We start from the raw sequence: 20,393 nt of genomic DNA, 5'->3' as shown, positions 1-20,393 counted from the left end.
AGATGTGTATAAGAGACAGATGTAACAAAGACTAAACCTGTTCTAACTTCATCAGTTAATAGCATAGAGCCAGTATTGACACCATTCTCATCTAAAGTCTCTTTTAAAAAGCTACCTAATACATCATTTCCTACCTTACCTACAAAAGTTGTCTTTGCTCCTAATTTACTAAGTCCTACTGCCACATTAGCAGGTGCTCCTCCCGGACTCTTTTGAAATTTCATATTATTCTCATCTAAAGGGGTAAAATCAATCAATGCTTCCCCCAAACTAATAATACCTTTCATAATACTTCACCTCTTTAATAGATACATGAATTTAAAATTAAACTTTAGATAGATAGTGCGACACTTTTGAGTTGATAGTTGATAGTGTATAGTGGATAGTTAAAGGACTAAAAACCTATATTTAAATGGTTTTGAACTTAACTATCAACTATCAACTATACACTGAAGTAAAAAAGTGTCGCAATATACCCATTAAGTTTCACTTTAGGGGTGGACATCTATATTCGAATTAATTAATAAATTTCAATATTAAAAATCTATTTTCTCTTTACAACTCCTGATCTAACAAATACAGCACCTACAATAACTGCTCCTTTTACTACTAGTTGTAGATATGGAGATACATTCAATAGATTCAATCCATTATTGATCATTCCAATAATAAAGGCTCCAATCAGAGTTCCTACAATTGTACCTCTACCACCCATAATATCAGTTCCTCCAACTACTGTAGCAGCAATAGCATCCAATTCCCATCCTTCACCTGCTAAAGGTTGCCCAGAACCTAGACGAGCAGCTAAGATCAAACCAGCAACTGCTGACATAAATCCTGTAATCATATAAATCTTCATTTTAATTGCTTTGACACTGATTCCTGAAAGTCTAACTGTCTCTTCATTATCTCCAAGGGCACATACATGGCGACCAAATTTGGTCTTGTTTAATACTACACTAGCCACAGCTAAAATAAGAACCATAATCCAAACTGGTACTGGAATTGCTCCTAAATAGCCTCTACCAATAAACTTAAAGCCAGCTGATAATCCAGCAATTGGACTCCCTCCAGTATATAATAAAGCAGCACCTCTAGCCATTGACATAGTACCTAAAGTCACAATAATTGGTGGTATCTTAGTATTAGAGATTACTAAACCATTAAAAACACCAAAAGAGGTTCCTAAAGCCAATCCTAAAATACTGGCTAGTACTGGTGACATCCCTGAATTCACAATAAATCCTGCAATCAATGTCCCTGTAAAGGCTACAATAGAACCCACTGATAGATCAATTCCACCTGTTAAGATTACAAAAGTCATACCAGTCGCAATAATAGCATTTAACGAAACTTGGCGGGCCAAGTTAATCATATTTCTAGATGTAAAAAAGTAAGGACTAGCAATTGATAACGCAATAGATAATAAGATTAAACCGATAACTGCATATATCTCAGGTTTATAATAACTGTTATTAATCTTTTCAAAAAAGCTATTCTTTTTATCAGAAGAACTGATTTTTTGAGTTAATTCTAAATCCATCTTAACCTACCTCCCCAGCAGCACTCTTCATAATTTTTTCTTGACTTAATTCTGTACGATCATAAACACTACTAATTCTACCTTTATGCATGACTAAAACCCTATCACTCATCCCAATAATCTCTGGTAACTCAGAAGAGATCATAATAATTGATTTCCCTTGCTCAGTCAATTTATTCATCAATTCATAGATTTCATATTTAGCACCAACATCAATTCCTCTAGTTGGCTCATCAAAGATTAAAATATTAGAATTGGTAAACATCCATTTAGCTAAAACAACCTTCTGCTGATTACCTCCACTTAAGTTTCTAGCTAACATCTCTTGAGAAGGTGTCTTCACCCCTAAACTCTCAATATATTGCTGTACTTCTTTTCTCTCTTGCCCATTATCAATCAGTATCTTTTTGGTTATCTTATCTATCTTAGCTAAAGTGATATTATTCTTGATTGACTGACCTAAGACAACCCCCTGTTGCTTTCTATCCTCTGGCAACAGACCAATACCATGGTCAATACTATCTTTAGGAGACTCTACATTGATTAATTGCTCATTAAGATAAATCTCTCCTGTATCCTTAGGGTCAGCACCATATAAAGCTCTAACCAATTCTGTTCTTCCAGCCCCTACCAGACCTGCAACTCCTAAAATCTCACCTTTGTATAAAGAAAAGTTGATATCCTTTAAAACCCCTTCACTAGAGAGATTTTTAACCTCTAATACCTTTTCTCCTGGTGTTACTGTTCGTGGCGGATAACTATTGGTCAAATCTCTGCCTACCATCCAGCGAATAATCTGATCCTTATCAATATTATCTACATCATCAGTAGCCACATGCTCCCCATCACGCAATACTGTTACTCTATCGCCAATTTCAATCAACTCATCTAAATGATGAGAGATATAGATAATAGATACACCTTTCATCTTCAAATCATAAATAACTGCAAATAAACGTTCTAATTCTTTAGGTGTTAAAGTTGCCGAAGGTTCGTCCATGACAATCAATTTGGCGCCAAAGGAGAGTGCTTTAGCAATTTCAACAAACTGTTGTTCAGCAACACTTAACTTATTAACCAAAGCCTTAGGGCTAACCTCTACACCTAATTTATCTAATATCTCTTGAGTATTAGCATACATCTTCTCTTTATCAATCATTTTGAATTTATTAAGTGGCTCTCTACCCATAAATATATTTTCAGCTACACTCAATACAGAAGCCAGATTAAATTCTTGATAAATTATACTAATTCCTTCTTGTTGTACTTGTAGAGTACTACTTGTATCTAATGGCTTCCCATTAAATAGTATCTGGCCAGAATCTCTTTGATAAGCACCTGAAAGAATCTTCATTAACGTAGACTTTCCCGCTCCATTCTCTCCAATCAAGCAGTGAACTTCTCCTCTACGAATTTCTAAACTAACATTCTTTAATGCCCTAACACCAAAGAAAGATTTATTGATATCCTTCATCTCTAAAATATTATCCATAAATAGGCACCCCTCTATTAGAGTTTAAAGCTAATAATTAGAGTAAGAGTTGCCTTCAACTCTTACTCTGTAAATATTTTACCAACTAAAGTTAGCAGCATTTTCATTAGTGATCAATTTTACTGCTACAGGTAATTCATCAGGAACTTCCTTACCATCTAGTAACATTAATCCATACTTAACACCTAACTTACCAATCTTGGCTGGCTCTTGGGCAGCAGTGGCAGCCATTCCCATTCCAGTATCATTATTAGCAATTACTTCAACTGCATTTGGAGAACCATCTACCCCCATTACAAAGAATTCATCAGCACGACCAGCAGATTGAGCAGCAGCTACTACCCCTAAAGCACTTGGGTCATTGATAGCAAAGACAGCATCAATTTGTGGATGAGCCTGTAAGATATTCTCCATAACTTCCATTGATTTAGCCTTTGTACCATCACCATTTTGTTCAGCAACAACTTTGATTCCTGGATATTTTTTAATAGTTTCCATAAAACCATTATATCTATTTCTTACAGCCGATACAGGGTTACCATTGATAACAACAACATTTCCTTTTCCATTCAATCGTTTATTAACATATTCAGCATTAATCACACCAGCTTCATAGTTATTAGAAGCAATAAAGATATCACGATTACCAATAGAATCACCATCAACACAGACAACTGGAATTCCAGCCTCTTTGGCAGCAGCAACAATACTTTCAGATGCTTCATAATCAACAGGGTTTAATAGTAATAGCTCGATCCCTTGAACAATCATATCCTCAACATCAGCCAATTGTTTAGCAGCATCATGTTGACCATTAGAAACAAGTAGGGTACCATTTAAATTACCCTCTACTTCTTCTCTAACAGAATCTTCCATCGCTTTAAAGAATGGATTGTCAGTGGTCATAAAGGTAATTCCAACCTTGATTCCTTCATGAGGTTTACCAGTTTTATTCTCCTTTTGCTGATCATCACCACCAAAGATCCACCATGCACCTACATTTACTGTTAAAGCAAAGACTAAAGCTACTGCTAATGTCAATATCATTCCTCTTTTATTAAACATTAATAAATCCCCCTTTGTTATTTGTACTTTAAATTAATTAAATACTGAACTTAGACTAATTATAATGACTTAAGTCCTATAAACTTTTACCTTTATCTTATAGATGGGGCTTAATGCCCCACCTGTATTATAAAGCCCTTATAAAATTAAACTTATTGGCTCTTATTAATCAACTTATGGATATTTTATTCTAATAAAATATCCCCTTATAATAATTGTCAAGTTAGCTGTTTACTCCCCCCCTCCCATTTCATCTCTTATAATAGGGTCTTATACCCATATTTATAATAAGAGTCCTTATTGTAAGTAGTTAAAACTTATAACTCTAATTATCCAGCTAATATATTTTTAAATATAATAGCCCACCTATATCAAAATCATTAAAGATCTTAATATAAATGGGCTATTATACTTAGAGTTATTATAAAGATTATACCCGCTATATTAAATTTTCTTAACATTAAAATCTAAAGTCTATCCTGAGTTTCTTCTTTTCTAATCAAGCTTATATGATTATATATGATTGTTTTACTTATAGATTATATCTTATAGTCTTATATAAATAAAAATAGGTGCCCCATATATGTATACATAAGTTAACATGTACATATATGGGGCACCCATAACCCCTATAATCTATACCAACCATAGGCATAGATTATATATTTTAAGTTGTGTACTTATTATTTTATTAAGATAATTTCTTCATACCGACCATGAGTATAAAGAAAACTAATAACTATCTCACTTGATAAATTTATTATACACCATCACACCAAAACAATCAAATTCAATCAAATACAATCTCAAACAATTATAAAGTTTTAACTCCATTATCCTCTGTAAATCTCATCTTTACTTAATTTTGGGGTTTATTAACTAATAATTAACTTTCTAGAATGATACTAATCATTTAACCTAAGTAAATCAACAGATCATCCTATACACTAAACAGACTATCTGCTTTAATTATCTCTTTAGCTATATCTATCATCTTCTTATTATTATCTCTACTCATTTTCTGTAATGCTTTCATCGCCTCTGCCTCTTTCAATCCTTTTCTATCCATTAAAATCCCTTTTGCTCTTTCTATATACTTACGGTTTTGTAGAGAAACTTTAGTATCTTCTAATTCATTCTGTAATTTCTTAAATTCTTTATATCTAGACATAGCCACTTTGATAGCAGCACTTAAATCATTGGCATCAACAGGTTTAACTAGATAAGCAAAAATATCTTCACCACTAGCCTTCTCTATTAACTCTTGGTCATGATAGCCACTGACTATTATACTAGGAATGAAAGTCTTATTATTAATCTTTCTGATTGCCTCAATTCCATCTAAAGAGGGCATATTAATATCCATAATTATTAAATCTGGTCTTTTATCTAGAGCCAACTTGACCGCTTCTTCACCATCAGTTGCTTCTCCAACCACTTCATAACCCAGGCTTTCCAGATTAGCCTTTAGCCCTATCAAACATAAGTACTCATCTTCTGCTATTACAATCTTTAATGGTTTTTGCATAAGATCCCCCCTAATAAATAATAAATTGAAGATATATCTTTAATATAACTTTTAACTTTATAACTCATATTAGTATAATATTTGATAAAATATGAAAATATTGCAACATTTTTAAATTTACAATTAAAAATGTGCAGTTAATAATTAAAAGGTTTTAAAAATTTTAAAACCGAAGAAAATTACTATTTGAACGAAGCAAAAATTGAACTAAAATTTAGAGCTTAATCAAGATTCAATTAAATAATCTAATCAATAATATTATTTAGCATTCTGTTTGCTGAGAGAGTTGAATTTTCTTCTAGACCTTTGGGTTACTTTTGCGGCAATGGCAAAAGCAACACGGGAAAAAGCTGATAAGCTTTCCCGTAACTTTTTAAATTAGATTAATAAAAAGTTTATTTGCTTTGCAAAGTCCAATTATAGAAACATATCCATTAATCACTAATTATCACATTAAACTCAAACTCAAATAGCAAGTTAACTCCCTAATGAAATACTTTTAATTGGTAGCTTTATTACTACTTTGGTTCCTTGCTCTAAATTGGAGAATTTTACTTCCCCTTTAAATTCATTTCTAATTACAGAATCAACTATCGATAATCCCAAACTATCCATCTTAGCTAAATTAAAATCTGGAGGTATCCCTACTCCATTATCTTTGATTACTAACAAGATTATCTCTTCAAGGCGTTTACATTTAATCTCTAGCCTACCATCCCATCCATTAGGAAATGCATGCTCAATAGAGTTACTAACCAATTCATTAACGATTAAAGCAATTGAAGATGCTTTATTATAAGCAATGAATATATCATCCAGTTCTAAATTGACCTTTACCTTCTTATCTAAATTAATAAATCTTACAATAATTTTAATCAAGGTCTTGAGATTTGTAATGCTCCTACCAAATTTATCCTTAGATAAGATATCATGTACAGTAGCTATGCTTTTAATCCTTAAGATAATATTATCTAATATATCATCAATAGACTTATCTGAATCTTTACTGATAAAAGTTTTCTGTAAAGATATCAAGTTCACTATAGCTTGAAGATTATTCTTAATTCGATGATGACTTTCTTGTAATAGAGCAGATTTGCCCATTAATCTAGTATCTTCAATAGCTAGTGCAGCTTGCCTAGCAAAAGCTGATAAATATTTAGCTTCTTCTTCGGAATGTAAATAAAATTCTTCATAAAAAATTTGAATAATTCCTGAGACATGAGATCTAATCAGAAGGGGAATACAGATAATAGTTCTCACCTTATTAATTTTTTTAAATAGAGAAAAAAATTCCTTATCATTGGCATTAGAATAATAAAAATTATCCTCTTTTGAAATACTCAAAATTGACTTCTTGGTTAATTTTGACTCTAAATCTTCCTTTATTTTAAACTCTAGACTATCTATTACTGTACCAGTAGCTTCATCAATTAGATTTATAATACAGCCATCAGCATTCATAACTTTACTTACTTGCTTAGCTAATAACAAGAGTACATCTTTCAATTCATATTCAGAAGTTAGAAATTCAGCTGCTTTAAAGACGGCATCTAAAACTTCCCGCTCATCACTGACAGTCGACTCAACCTCTCTATAGTTATAATCTACCAACATATTCAATAATTTCTGGGGGCATTTTTTAGCTTCAGTAGCTGATAAAGTCCCTTTAATTTTAGAGTTGGCTAAGATTGAAATTCTATCAGAAATCTTCAAAGCCTCTTCCCAACTTTTAGTGATATAAATAATGCTTCCACCAGACTTTTTATATTTATTTATAATATCATAGACCTTAGAAGTCGACTCAGAGCCTAGCTTATCAGTTATCTCATTCATAATAATTACGTCTGGTTCTTTCAAAAACACCTTTGCAATAGCTACTAATTTCTTCTCTTCTGTAGATAAGGTATTCACTTTGGCTTTATAATCTAACTCAAAGTTAAACTTTGCTAAAATATCTTCAGACCTGTTATTAACTTGATTCCAATCAATGAAGTTAAACCACCCTTTAGTTGGATACTTTAAATTAAAGAGATTCTCTGCTATAGAGAAAGAATTAGTCAGAGAAATTTTCTTTAGTAAAAATTCTATTTCAGATAAATTCTGATTATAATCTATTTTTATAACTTTATCTTTAAAATTCAACTCTCCTTCAACCTCTTTTAAAGTTAGATCAGCAAATATCTCTGCTAATACTCCACCTTTGAGATAAGCTGCAATAGTTTTGATAAATAACTCGCTGACTGATTCATTTTCTACTACTAAGCTATGTACCTCCCCATAATTTAAATCTAAATTTACCCCCTCAATACTATATCCTTCTGAATTGTTAGAAAATAAGTTGTTAATCTTAAGAATACTTTGATTCATTTTGCTACACCACCTCTTATTATATTTAGCAAAAATAGTATAGTCAGCCAACTTTAGAATTGAATCCAATTAAAGTTAAGTTGGATGACGGTGACAAGTGATGAGTATCGAGTTAGAGTTAGAATCAAAAACATAAAAAAACTCTAATGTTCACTTTAGAGTTTTATATCTATAACATTATAGACCCATACTTTATGCTTTGCTTAAGCTTAATCTCAAGCTTAGTTTCAATCGGAATTTACAAGATAAAATAAATCTATGAAGGGTTAATAAACAATAGTAATGCCTATAAATAAGAAGTTGATTTTTAAATAAATTCTTAGCCACAGAGCTAAGGGTAATCTTTATCAAGTTTTGGATAGGGGATTGTAATTTATGATAATTGTATTATAAATTGTATTATAGAATGAAATAAATGTCAATAAATAGACTTAACTTTATCTATTAGTTCAAATAATTCATTTTCTTCTTTTAAAAATAATAAAACTCTTCATTATTCAGTATAATGAAGAGTTTTATTTAATAATTACTAAATTATTATTCAAGATTCCATTTCTTAATTTTATTAATGATAGTTTTTCCATTTCTAGCAAAAAATTTAATCTTCTTACTATCTTGATCGGGATAGATTCTACTGGAGAATACTTCTTGACCATCATTAACAAACATCTCTATAGAGGACTTATCGATGAAAAAGTGTAATTTGAGCCTACCATCATTCTCTATTAAACAATGGCGTACTCCCCCTCCACCCAATCCAGCCTTATTTCTATCAAAAGATAAGAGCTTATCTTCTGTCTTATATTTAATTACTGTCTCTTCCTTTCCATCAGCAGAACACCTTAACTTCACACCAAATTCTTCAGCATCTACTAAGTCAAATTCAACGATTAATTCAGCCACATCACCTGCAATACCTTCTAAATCTAATTCTTGATTATTGACCTCTATCGACTTATATTCTACATGACCGCTCCGCAATTTCTTTAACTCTTCGATTGGGCTTTGAATTAACCTATTGTTCTCATTAAGCCTTAATTCACGCGGGATAGTCAAACAATGAATCCAACCATTCTCTCTTTCGGCATAGTTTTGATCCTCTTCTGGCAATCCCATCCAAGCAATCATTATTCTTCGACCCTTATCATCAATAGTAGTCTGAGCAGCATAGAAATCAAAGCCTCTATCTAATTCTCTAAATTCACCATGCTCCATTCTACCAGTATTATAATCCAGCTTACCTACTAGATATCCTGCTTGATAGATATTATTATAAAGATGACCTTCAGCCTCTAAACCTTGTGGTAAAGCAATCAGAACATCTCTGTTATTTAGTTCAAATAGATCAGGACACTCCCACATATATCCAAAATCATTAAGGTCATTGAGATTACTCCCAGCCACCTCTCCTATTAAACTCCATTGTTGTAAATCTTTAGATTTATATAGCAGAACTCTTCCTTCTAAATCAGTTGTCTGAGTACCTATAACCATATACCAGATTCCATCCTTCTTCCAGACTTTAGGGTCTCTAAAGTGCCTTGTATAACCTTCAGGTTGATTTTCAATTACAGGACCTAATTTTTTAAAGTTGATTCCATCCTCTGTTATAGCTAAACATTGATAAGTCTCTCTATTGCCCATTTCATTTTTTACATTACCGGTATACATTAAAGTAAGTACACCGTCATTATCAAAGGCACTTCCTGAATAACAACCATGAGTTTCATACCACTCACTTGGAGTAAGAGCTATCGGTAACTCTTCCCATTCAAGCAAATTACTACTCTTATAATGACCCCAGCAAACTAATTTATCTTCTGGATACAATGGATTGAATTGATGGCACAAATGATACTGTCCATTAAACTGAATAAATCCGTTTGGATCATTTAACCAACCTACTGGAGCCATTAAATGATACTTTAATCTATAATAATCATTCTCTACTTTATCCCTATTCTCTTCAATAATTTGATTAGCTTTGGCTAATAACTTCTTTTCATTATCTTTATTCATAATTCCACCTCTCTATACTCAATAATTAGTAACAAGTGATAAGTAAAACAGATAATCAATCAAATTTATAATGAAATTTATCTCTATAGAGATAATGCGACACTTTTAAATATCAGTGTGAGTGTGAGTGTGATCAAACCCCAATGGAAAGGCACTTCACACACACTCACACTAACACGAAAGTGTCGTAATATACCCATTAAGTTTTACTTTAGAATTAGACATCTATATTTGAGCTTAAAGTTAAAATTAAAATAATCATCTTAATTCCATCCTCAAAATCAAATTCTTAGATTAAATGATAAAGAAGGAGGTTAACCCCCTTCTTTATCTTGGATTATTTATCTTCTTTAAAACCAATCAACCAAGTTCCAATAAATGCTCCCCCAAAGGCTATTACTAAACCAATAATATAGTGCATTAAAGAACCGGATTCAACTATACTTGCTCCTGGAATAGCTGTTAAACCTAATCCAATCATTCCAACCTTGGTAGCTACTACATAAGCACCACCTAAAGCACCACCAATTGCTGCAGCAATAAAAGGTTTAACTAATCTTAAATTAACACCAAAGATAGCTGCTTCAGTAATCCCTAACAGACAAGATGTTGCTGCTGGTAAAGAGATAGCTTTAAGTTTAGTATTTTTAGTTTTAAAATAAACTGCCAAAGCAGCTCCCCCCTGAGCAACGTTAGCCATAGACCAGATTGGTAATAAAAAGTTAATACCAATCTTAGGATTTGACAATAATCCAGCTTCAATAGCATGAAAACTATGGTGAACACCAGTAATTACTATTGTAGAATAAAGCCCACCAAATAATAAACCAGCAATAGGACCTCCAACATTATAAATAGCCTGTAAACTAAGACCAATTCCATCACCTATAAATCTCATAGCTGGACCAATTGCTATTAGTGTAATAAATCCAGAAATTAAAATAGTTAAAAATGGAGTCACAATAATATCTAAAACATTTGGTACAACCTTTCTAAGACTTCTTTCAATATAGCCCATCACCCATACAGCAACTAAAACAGGCAATACTGTTCCTTGATATCCAACCATTCCTACATTTAAACCAAATACTTCAATAGTATTCTTAATACCTTCTCCCATTGTCCAAGCATTCTGTAGAGCAGGATGAATCATAATTGCACCAAGTGCAGCAGCTAAATAAGGATTTGCTCCAAATTGCTTAGCAGCACTAAAGGCAATCAATACTGGTAAAAATACAAAAGCTGCATTTGAGAACATATCTAATAATGTCAGTAATCCACTATCTGGGTTGACCCAATGATAGGTTTTCGCCATTCCTAAAAAGCCCATCAATAACCCACTAGCAACTATCGCTGGAATAATAGGTACAAAGATATTTGATAACATTCTAGCAAATCTCTGTAAGGGATTTAAATTCTTCATGGCTGCTTTCTTAGCTTCGCCAGTACTTACTTCAGAGACATCACCTTCTTTAGTCATCTCTGCATATACTTTGTTAACAGTTCCCTGACCAATAATAATCTGAAACTGACCTGAGTTAATAAATGCCCCTTTTACTACAGGAATCTCTTCAACCTTATCCTTATCAGCCTTATCATTATCTTTTAATACTAAACGTAATCTTGTAGCACAATGTGCTGCACTATCAATATTCTCTTCTCCACCAATAGCCTCTAAAATCTGCTTTGCTATCTCACTATAGTCCATTCTTTCTCCTCCTTAGTTAATTCTGTTTTTAAGATATTAAAAATAGCCAGAAATAATAGGAAAGAGGAGCTTATAATCTTATTATTAATATCTGCTTATGGGAAATTATTCTTATTATCTCCTCTTCTTTAATCAAAGCATTCAAACAATTACAAAATAAAGCTTATATAAGTTATAATCTTATCTAAATTTATAATTTCAGGAATATCCCCATAGAAAAGTTGCTTTGCAACATTTTTGGGAACGTTCCCAAAAATTCTAAAAAATATAAGCATGAATTATATACCTATATTTTTTTGACACTTTCTCTCTCTACTATATGATAATCTATCAGTAATCTACCTTTGAATTTATTTCCATCGATATAATCTAAGAGGATCTTGGAAGCTTCTTCTCCAGCTTTGAGATGATCATAATCAATTGTAGTCAACTCTGGAGTAATCCAAGAGCTTATCTCAGAATTACCAATTCCTACTACAGATATATCTTCTGGCACTTGATAACCTTGCTCTTTAAGGTATTTAATAGCCCCAAGGGCTAAACTATCAGTTACTGCAAATAATGCTGTTGGTAACTCTTGAGAATTTTCAATTATCTCTTTCATTCCCTTATAACCTGAGCTAATAGAAAAATCACCTTTATAGAGATATTCTTCTGGAGCTTCAAGATTATTCTCTGCCAAAGCCTCTTTATAGCCCTTCTTTCTTAACTGTCCAACAGCTATATCATACTCTGGAACACCAATATAAGCAATTCGCTGGTGACCATACTTGATTAGATATTTAACTATATCCTTAGCTGAATTAAAATCATCGTGAATTACACATGGGAAATCAACAATATCACTGATATCTTGCCCTAATACTACTACTGGTAAATCAATCTTTTTTAAAGTCTCAAGATGCTTTGGTGTAACTTCAGTAGCAAAGAATAGAATTCCACTTACTCGCTTTTCCTTTAATAGCTCTAAATACTTAATCTCTTCTGCAGTATCTAATCTGGTATTTGTAAGTAAAAGATTATAGCCATTGTCATACATAATATTACTTATCCCCTCTACTGCTGAGGAGACAGTACTTGTGTTAATTCTAGGTACTATAACTCCAATGCTATTAGTACTATTTTTCTTTAAATCTTTGGCTATAGAGTTAGGAATATATCCTGTTTCTTCTATTACCTGCTGAACCTTCTTTCTAGACTTATCGCTAACATGTTCTGCATCATTAATCACCCTTGAAACTGTAGATTTAGAAACACCAGCTAGTTTAGCTATCTCTTTAATTGTTAGTCCCATAATTTTAAACCCCTTTATTTTGGGAACGTTCCCAAAACTTCTTATAAAAATTATATAATAATTTAACTTAAAAGTCAATACTTTAATTCAAATTATTTTATCATTTCCTGAATTTGATCTAAACTAGGTAGAGCAGACATAGCACCCTTTTGCGAAGCTGCTAAAGCCCCAGAAACACTAGCAAATTTAGTAGTAGTATCTAAAAATTCCTTGTTCAATTCATTTATCTCTTGATCTGTTTCATTTAAGTTATATAAAATTCCTGAAACAAAGGCATCTCCTGCTCCTGTAGTATCAACAGTCTCAACTTTAATAGCAGGTACAAACTCTAATTCATTATTGTAATAATAATAAGATCCTTTACTACCAAAGGTAACATAAATCAAAGGTATTTTATACTCTTCTTTTAATTGCTTAACCCCAGCTTCTACATCACCTTTTCCAGTAATAAACTCTAGCTCTTCATCAGAAATCTTAAGAATATCAGCCTTATCCAACATAGAGATAATACCTGCTTTGGCACTCTTGGCATCAGGCCAAAGGTTTAATCTCAAGTTAGGATCATATGAGATTAGCATTCCATTCTCTTTAGCCTGTTGAACAGCATATTCAGTAGCACTACGAGCTGGCTCATGGATTAAAGAGATAGAACCAAAGTGTAAAATCTTATGTTCTTTAAATATTTTAGTATCAATATCATCTTGGCTTAAAAAAGTATCAGCACTAGGATTGATATAAAAACTAAAACTCCTCTCACCACTTTCATCTAATGTAACAAAGACTAAACCTGTTCTAGCTTCATCAGTTAATAGCATAGAGCTAGTATTGACACCTTTCTCACTTAAGGTTTCTTTTAAAAAATCACCCAATACATCATTTCCTACCTTACCTACAAAAGTTGTCTTTGCTCCTAATTTGCTAAGTCCTACTGCTACATTGGCTGGAGCTCCCCCTGGATTCTTCTTAAAATTCATATTATTCTCATCCAAAGGTATAAAATCAATCAATGCTTCTCCTAATGTTATAATTCCTTTCATTGAATACACCTCTTTTTATCATGTTTTTTATAATTCAACCACCTATTTATGGTGATATTACCCAATTTGAGTACTGTCTGATAAGTAAGAGGCAACGAGTAAAAAGCTTTTTACATCACTCGTTACCATATTATTTGTAAATTTATCCCCTTTATAATTTTTAGATTTATAAATCAGATAAAGGTTTTGGAAATAATTATATAGATTAGATTAATCTTTGTCAAATTTATCTCTAAAAATCTAGTCACTCCATAATGTCAAACCTGTAACTTGATCATAAGCTCTATTTAGTGGTTCTCCTTGATACTCTTCTATAATAAATTCACAGGCAAATACCCTTGTTTCTTCAGCTAAATGTCCTCCAAAAAGATTTCCCTCATCATCACCTAAAGAGATATGAGCGTGAATCATCACTTCTCCATCCTTACTAGAGATATTGCCCAATAGATTTACAATCTCTAAATGCTCGTTAAACTCCCTATCTTGATATACCTGCTGATCTTGATTATAATAAGATATCTTAGCCTTCTGCACAGCTCCAATTGCAGAAATTTTTCCAACCTTAATTCCTTTCTCTTGAACTATCCTAGTCAACTCCTTTAATAAATCATCACCTGTGTATAAGCGACCTTGATAGATATTTTTGATATTGTATTCTCTTAACATTAAAATTTACCTCCTAAATTTTAATACTGTCAATTTAATATATATTCTCTAATTGCTTCTGCTACACCATCATTATCATTAGATCGAGTTACTTCATTGGCAGCCTTCTTGACTTCTTGTGGTGAGTTACCCATAGCCACTCCTAACCCTGCATATGTTAACATATCAATATCATTATAGTTATCTCCTATAGCAATTACCTCTTCTCTCTTGATATTGAACTTTTCTTGTAAAGTTTTGATAGCTGTTGTTTTAGAAGCTGCTTTAGGGATTATTTCTAAATAAGTCGGTTTAGAACGATAGATAGTAAGCTTATCTAAAGAACAGACCTTAGCTTGCTCCTCTAATACTTTTATCTTTTCAGGAGTACCTATGCATAAGAGCTTATTAGCGCCTGATTTCCATGATGAAATTAAATCATCAAATTTTAAGATATTAGGTTTTATATTAGTTATCTCACTTTCTTCTTTAGCCCACTTATCCATCTTATCTACATACCAGTTATCATCTTTATATAGACTCATATGTAGTTTTAATTCTTGGGCTAACTTATATACTTTTTTTACGTCTGATATAGAGATATTTAAACTTGACAATTGTTCTAAGTTATTAGTAATAACTAAGGCTCCATTATAAGAAATTATTGGCTGTCTCACCTTTAATTCTTTCTGTAAAAACCAAATTCCCTTGGGCATTCTAGCTGAAACTAAAATTACTAAAAGGTTCTTTTCCTTAACCACTTGTTGAATTATATTTACTGTTTTTTCTGTAATTTGATGTTGAGAATTAAGTAAAGTTCCATCAATATCTAAACATAACATTTTGAAGTTACCCATCACACCCCTCCTATTATCAATATATTTGGACGTTTCTTGTAAAAGACCTGTATTTAATTTTATAATTCTAATTAAAGTTTAAGTTCTACATAATTCTATTATTCAATAAAACAATCTACCATGCAGAGTTAAGTTCCCAAATATCAAGAGACCTAATCTTTATACTTCCACCTTTAGAGAATAAATTTATTCCCATACTTTCTTTCCAATGTGGATAAAAACGAGTAGAAGCAGCAGTTACTCCCTCATTAGCAAATACTTCAACTGATGAACGATCAAGATAAATGTGGAGCTTCAATGTATTACTATCTACTAACTCAACTTTAGTAGTATAGATTCCACGATCTCCAATTCCAGCTAGGTTTCTATTTACAGCTAAAGCCTCTGTAGCTACATCATAGCTTACAGTCAGCTGTTCTTTTCCCTTTGGAGACCTTCTTAAATTAATTCCAAACTCTTTAGCATCATTAACTTTAATTTCAGCAACAATCTCTAGAGTATCTCCTTTAATCCCTTCTAAAATATTATCAGTCTCAGGATTAACTTCTACATTAGAAATGTGCTTATTATCTTCACTTCTTAACTTAGTTAATTCTTTAACTGGTCTAGTTCCTAAATCAGCATTAGGTAATAAGAATAATTCTCGTGGTAAGGACATTGCTCCAGCCCAATTAGTCTTTTGAGTTGGCATAGTACCTCCCCAACGATCCATCCAGCCAATCATAATTATTCGTCCCTTGTCATCTTTAAAGGTCTGAGCAGCATAGAAATCAGGACCAAAGTCAATATTTCCACTTCTTTCAGCAATAAACTTATTATCTTTATACTCTCCTATAAAATAAAGCGTGGACTGTATAGTTTCATTAACTGATACAAGCAGAACATATTTGTTACCTAGCGGGAAGAAATTAGGGCATTCCCACATAGCACCATTTGTTCCATCACCTTCAAATAAGATCCCTTCATACTTCCAGTCCTTTAAATCTTTAGAACTATATAATTGCACATTACCTTTCCCAGCATCACCAGACCCAACTACCATCTTCCATAAACCATCTTGATCCTTCCATACTTTAGGATCTCTAAAGCCCGCACTGGATTTATCTGGTGCCTGATCAATTACTGGATTACCTTCATACTTTTTAAAGTTAATACCATCTTCACTAATAGCAATATCTTGAGTTTCTGGAGTCTCACCAGGATTAGCCCTAGTATCAGTAGAGTCTGTATAAATTAAAGTTAATTTTCCATTATCATCAACAGCACTACCAGAGAAGATACCACTCATATCTCCTTCTTTATCAGTTTCTTCAGGAGCTAAAGCAATCGGCAAGTGTTCCCAGTGAACTAAATCTTTACTTATTGCATGTCCCCAATGCATTGGTCCCCATTCAGTACTATCTGGATGATATTGATAGAATAAATGATACTCGCCATTCCACTGAATCAAACCATTTGGGTCATTAATCCAATTACTAATTGCAGAGAAGTGATATTGTGGTCGATATGGGTCGACAGCATACCATTCTTTTATCTTATCAGAATTATATTTAAAATTAGGCTTAGATAACTTAATCGCTGTCAGCTTAGACGAACTTACACCTTCAACTGGAACATTAATATCATCAACATTAATATGACCCCAACCACCTTTAGCATTATCTACAACTTTGATATAGCATTCTTGACCAAGATAATCAGAAGCATCCCAATAAACCTTTCTATAACCTTCCCTATTAGTTCCTGTTGCTTTAAAGAGCTCCTTACCATCAATTGCTCTAACAAGAGCTATATAAAGCTTTTCTATATTTTTACCTCCACCTACTAGAAGATCAATTTGACCATTTCCACTTAACTTAAAGTTGTCAGATTTAAGGACACCAACTTGGTCATCTCCTCCTTCAGCATAGGTCCATAAATGATATTTGCCATTTTGATTAAAAGGACCTCCCCAACCCCAATCAACTCTGTCACTTACATCGCCCATACTAAAAGCATCTCCACTAACAACTGTCCAGCCAGTTAAATCTCCTGTTTCAAAGTCATGGTTATATATATCAGTTATTTCTTTTGTTTCAATTTCCTTAACTGCATTACTAACATGACAGCCAGCTAAAAAAATTGCAACAATCAATAATAAAATTAATTTTTTCATTTAATCAACCTCCTCTTAAGTTAATTCACATAGTATAACAATTAAGTAATTATATAGTGATTTAATTTTAAAATTACATTGTTATCCTCTAAGCTTCTTACTGTTATCAACCAAGCTATCAATAACATCTAATCCTCTTGCTATCATCTTAGCTTGCTCTTCTAATCTATCATATAAATCTTGATTAGATAATGTTATATCACTCATTATCACTTCTAATTCTTCATTTTTAATTAAACTTTCCATAGTTTGACTGGATACATTTTGACTTGATACAGCAATTTCATCAAGAACAGCACTTATCTGCTGAGTTGCTGCCACTTGATTTTTAGAAGATTTCATTACATTTTCCATTTTCGTTGCCAACTGTTTAGATAATGAATCTATCTCATCAAAAACTTTTACAATACTTTGACCTTCTTTTTCTCCTAAAATCATTGCAGAAATAGCATTTTTGGCTACTTTCTTTACATCTTTCATAATCAATTTTACTTCTTTAGCTGCTATACCACTCTCATCAGCTAAAGACTTTATCTCTTCAGCAACTACAGCAAATCCTCGTCCATATTCCCCTGCCCTAGCTGCTTCAATTGATGCATTTAAAGCCAGTAAATTGGTCTGATCTACTATATTGATGATTTTATCAGATGTTTTTCCAACATTATCAATACTCTTTTGCAACCTCTTCATAGTTTCAGCAGTATTATGAACAAGATCGCTACCAATATTAATTTTTTCAACTGTTTTAGTAATTACACTATATGTTTCATCACCAGCATCAGAAATAATTTCAGCCTGAGAATTTAAATTTTCAATACCAATAGCTATTTCATTTATAGAACAAGATACTTCTTCAATTGAACTAGCCACTTCTTTATTATCCAATATAACTTGTGTAATATTATTCTCTGAACTCATAATATTATCATTTAGTAAATCAGCAATCTCCTTAATACCCTTAGCAGCATTATCAACTGAGTATATCTTATCAGCCACTTCTTTTGTTTCTTCTTTAATCTCTGAAACTATCCTATAAACTCTAATAGTAATAAATCCCCCTAAAAGAATTCCCAAAAATAAAGCTACTACTGTCATAAGCAATACTCTATTTCGATTCTGTAGTGAAAAGTCTGCTAAATTTATAGTAGTAGTTCTTAAATTATCCCAATTTCTCTTATTTAAAGAAGCATTAAGAATATTAATTTGGCTATTAATATCACTTATTTCTCTTAATAAAACTCTTCTTGCTACAAGATCCTCTGATTTTTTTATCAATTCCTTTAATTTCTTATTTAAGTTTAAATTTAGTTCCTCTAATGTTTCTAATTGCTTTTTTTCATAGGACTCATTCGATATTTCCTTCAATTCTTTAATATCTTCTTCAATAAAATTACTGTTTGCTAAACTAGTTATACCTTCTGGACTCATTATACCAGCTTGAAACTGATAAATTTGTACCTGTTTAGTACTAGTATCAATAAATAAACCTGAATTAAGTTTTACTTCAGGAATAACCTGTTCATTTAAATTATTTATCACTTTATTTGTATGGTTAGTATTATTAAAAACTAGAATACCTACAGCTAATAAAATAACTAACAACAAAATAAAACCAACTTGTATTAATCTAATAATAGTTAACTTTTCTAATAGTTTAGATAAGAAACTAAATAATTTCCCCTTCTTAAAAGAATTGATTTGTTGTTTAACTTTAAGCAATAACATCGTCCCCTTTCTTCTTAAACAACTATTAATGTCAACGATAAAGGAACAGATAAAAATTAGATCAATTATAATATAAATAATTCAGTATTTATATTTCTTATTAAATTATAAATATCTGTATAGTTTTATTGAAAAATAGCTATATTTTTTATTTTATGTAAAATATAATCCTTGGCATCAGAATAAAATACCAAGGATTATGAGTTACTTCTCAATAATTGATTTAACTTGCTCTAAAGTAGGTAATGCAGACATTGCACCTTTTTGAGAAGCAGCTAAGGCTCCAGAAATACTAGCAAACCTTATTGTATAATCTAAAAAGGCTTTATCTAATTCACCTATTTTCTTATCAGTCTTATTAAGATTATGTAAAATTCCAGATACAAAAGCATCTCCTGCCCCTGTAGTGTCTACTGTTTCTACCTTCATTGCAGGTACAAATTTTAATTGATTATTATAGTAATAATAAGCCCCTTTACTACCAAAAGTAACATAGATCAATGGAATATTATACTCTGCTTTTAATTCTTTCACTCCTGCTTCTACATCTTCTCTTCCTGTGATAAACTCCAACTCTTCTTCAGATATCTTTAAAATATCTGCTTCGCCTAACATAGATGTTATTCCAGCTTTTGCAACTTCAGCATCTTGCCAAAGATTCAATCTCAAGTTAGGGTCATAAGAGATTAACATTCCATGCTCTTTAGCTTTTTTAACAGCAAATTTAGTAGCACTTCGTGCTGGTTCATGAATTAAAGAGATAGACCCAAAATACAAAATCTTATTCTCTTTAAAGATATCTTCATTAATATCTTCTGCTCTTAAAAATGTATCTGCACTAGGATTGATATAAAAACTAAAACTCCTCTCACCACTTTCATCTAAAGTAACAAAAGTCAACCCTGTTCTAGCTTCATCAGTTAATAGCATAGATCCAGTATTGACACCTTTCTCA

General features: G+C 32.0%; 15 protein-coding genes. All 15 read right to left on the bottom strand.

Annotated elements, in window-relative coordinates; genetic code table 11:
• The coding region (locus tag ACTCDL_RS05775) for a PfkB family carbohydrate kinase (protein WP_463174918.1) at window positions 1–287 on the bottom strand (287 nt) is incomplete at its 3' end.
• A gap of 257 nt (window positions 288–544) precedes the next feature.
• Entirely contained in the window at window positions 545–1,543 is a 999-nt protein-coding gene (locus tag ACTCDL_RS05770; protein ID WP_463174914.1) for an ABC transporter permease, read from the bottom strand.
• A gap of 1 nt (window position 1,544) precedes the next feature.
• Window positions 1,545–3,035, bottom strand: coding sequence for a sugar ABC transporter ATP-binding protein (locus ACTCDL_RS05765; RefSeq protein WP_463174911.1), 1,491 nt, complete (start codon window positions 3,033–3,035; stop codon window positions 1,545–1,547).
• Between the two features lie 78 nt (window positions 3,036–3,113).
• Entirely contained in the window at window positions 3,114–4,100 is a 987-nt protein-coding gene (locus tag ACTCDL_RS05760) for a substrate-binding domain-containing protein (RefSeq protein WP_463174907.1), read from the bottom strand.
• Window positions 4,101–5,040: 940 nt separating this feature from the next.
• On the bottom strand, window positions 5,041–5,628 hold the full coding sequence (locus tag ACTCDL_RS05755; RefSeq protein ID WP_463174901.1) for an ANTAR domain-containing response regulator: 588 nt from the start codon (window positions 5,626–5,628) through the stop codon (window positions 5,041–5,043).
• Between the two features lie 477 nt (window positions 5,629–6,105).
• Window positions 6,106–7,998 carry a histidine kinase dimerization/phosphoacceptor domain -containing protein gene (locus tag ACTCDL_RS05750; protein ID WP_463174897.1) on the bottom strand — a complete coding sequence of 631 codons (1,893 nt, stop codon included), beginning with the start codon at window positions 7,996–7,998 and terminating at the stop codon, window positions 6,106–6,108.
• A gap of 537 nt (window positions 7,999–8,535) precedes the next feature.
• A complete protein-coding gene (locus ACTCDL_RS05745) occupies window positions 8,536–10,017 on the bottom strand; it encodes a glycoside hydrolase family 32 protein (protein WP_463174893.1) in 1,482 nt (493 codons plus the stop codon).
• Between the two features lie 337 nt (window positions 10,018–10,354).
• The gene (locus ACTCDL_RS05740; RefSeq protein ID WP_463174891.1) at window positions 10,355–11,725 is read right to left on the bottom strand and encodes a sucrose-specific PTS transporter subunit IIBC; all 1,371 of its coding nucleotides are present in this window, start codon (window positions 11,723–11,725) and stop codon (window positions 10,355–10,357) included.
• A gap of 286 nt (window positions 11,726–12,011) precedes the next feature.
• Complete coding sequence (locus ACTCDL_RS05735; RefSeq protein ID WP_463174889.1) at window positions 12,012–13,019, bottom strand: LacI family DNA-binding transcriptional regulator; 1,008 nt, start codon at window positions 13,017–13,019, stop codon at window positions 12,012–12,014.
• A gap of 92 nt (window positions 13,020–13,111) precedes the next feature.
• Window positions 13,112–14,056 (bottom strand): aminoimidazole riboside kinase, encoded by a 945-nt coding sequence (locus tag ACTCDL_RS05730; RefSeq protein WP_463174885.1) that lies wholly within the window; start codon window positions 14,054–14,056, stop codon window positions 13,112–13,114.
• Between the two features lie 240 nt (window positions 14,057–14,296).
• The gene (locus tag ACTCDL_RS05725; RefSeq protein ID WP_463174881.1) at window positions 14,297–14,722 is read right to left on the bottom strand and encodes a PPC domain-containing DNA-binding protein; all 426 of its coding nucleotides are present in this window, start codon (window positions 14,720–14,722) and stop codon (window positions 14,297–14,299) included.
• A gap of 29 nt (window positions 14,723–14,751) precedes the next feature.
• Window positions 14,752–15,558, bottom strand: coding sequence for a Cof-type HAD-IIB family hydrolase (locus ACTCDL_RS05720; protein ID WP_463174877.1), 807 nt, complete (start codon window positions 15,556–15,558; stop codon window positions 14,752–14,754).
• 115 nt (window positions 15,559–15,673) lie between these two features.
• Window positions 15,674–17,713, bottom strand: coding sequence for a glycoside hydrolase family 32 protein (locus ACTCDL_RS05715; RefSeq protein ID WP_463174875.1), 2,040 nt, complete (start codon window positions 17,711–17,713; stop codon window positions 15,674–15,676).
• Between the two features lie 81 nt (window positions 17,714–17,794).
• The gene (locus ACTCDL_RS05710) at window positions 17,795–19,432 is read right to left on the bottom strand and encodes a methyl-accepting chemotaxis protein (RefSeq protein ID WP_463174869.1); all 1,638 of its coding nucleotides are present in this window, start codon (window positions 19,430–19,432) and stop codon (window positions 17,795–17,797) included.
• Between the two features lie 210 nt (window positions 19,433–19,642).
• A partial coding sequence (locus ACTCDL_RS05705) for a carbohydrate kinase family protein (RefSeq protein ID WP_463174866.1) occupies window positions 19,643–20,393 on the bottom strand: 751 nt, incomplete at its 5' end.

This window comes from Orenia sp. (assembly GCF_055140805.1).
The sequence above is the reverse complement of the archived record's forward strand: the minus strand, read 5'-3'. Positions and strand labels throughout refer to the sequence as shown.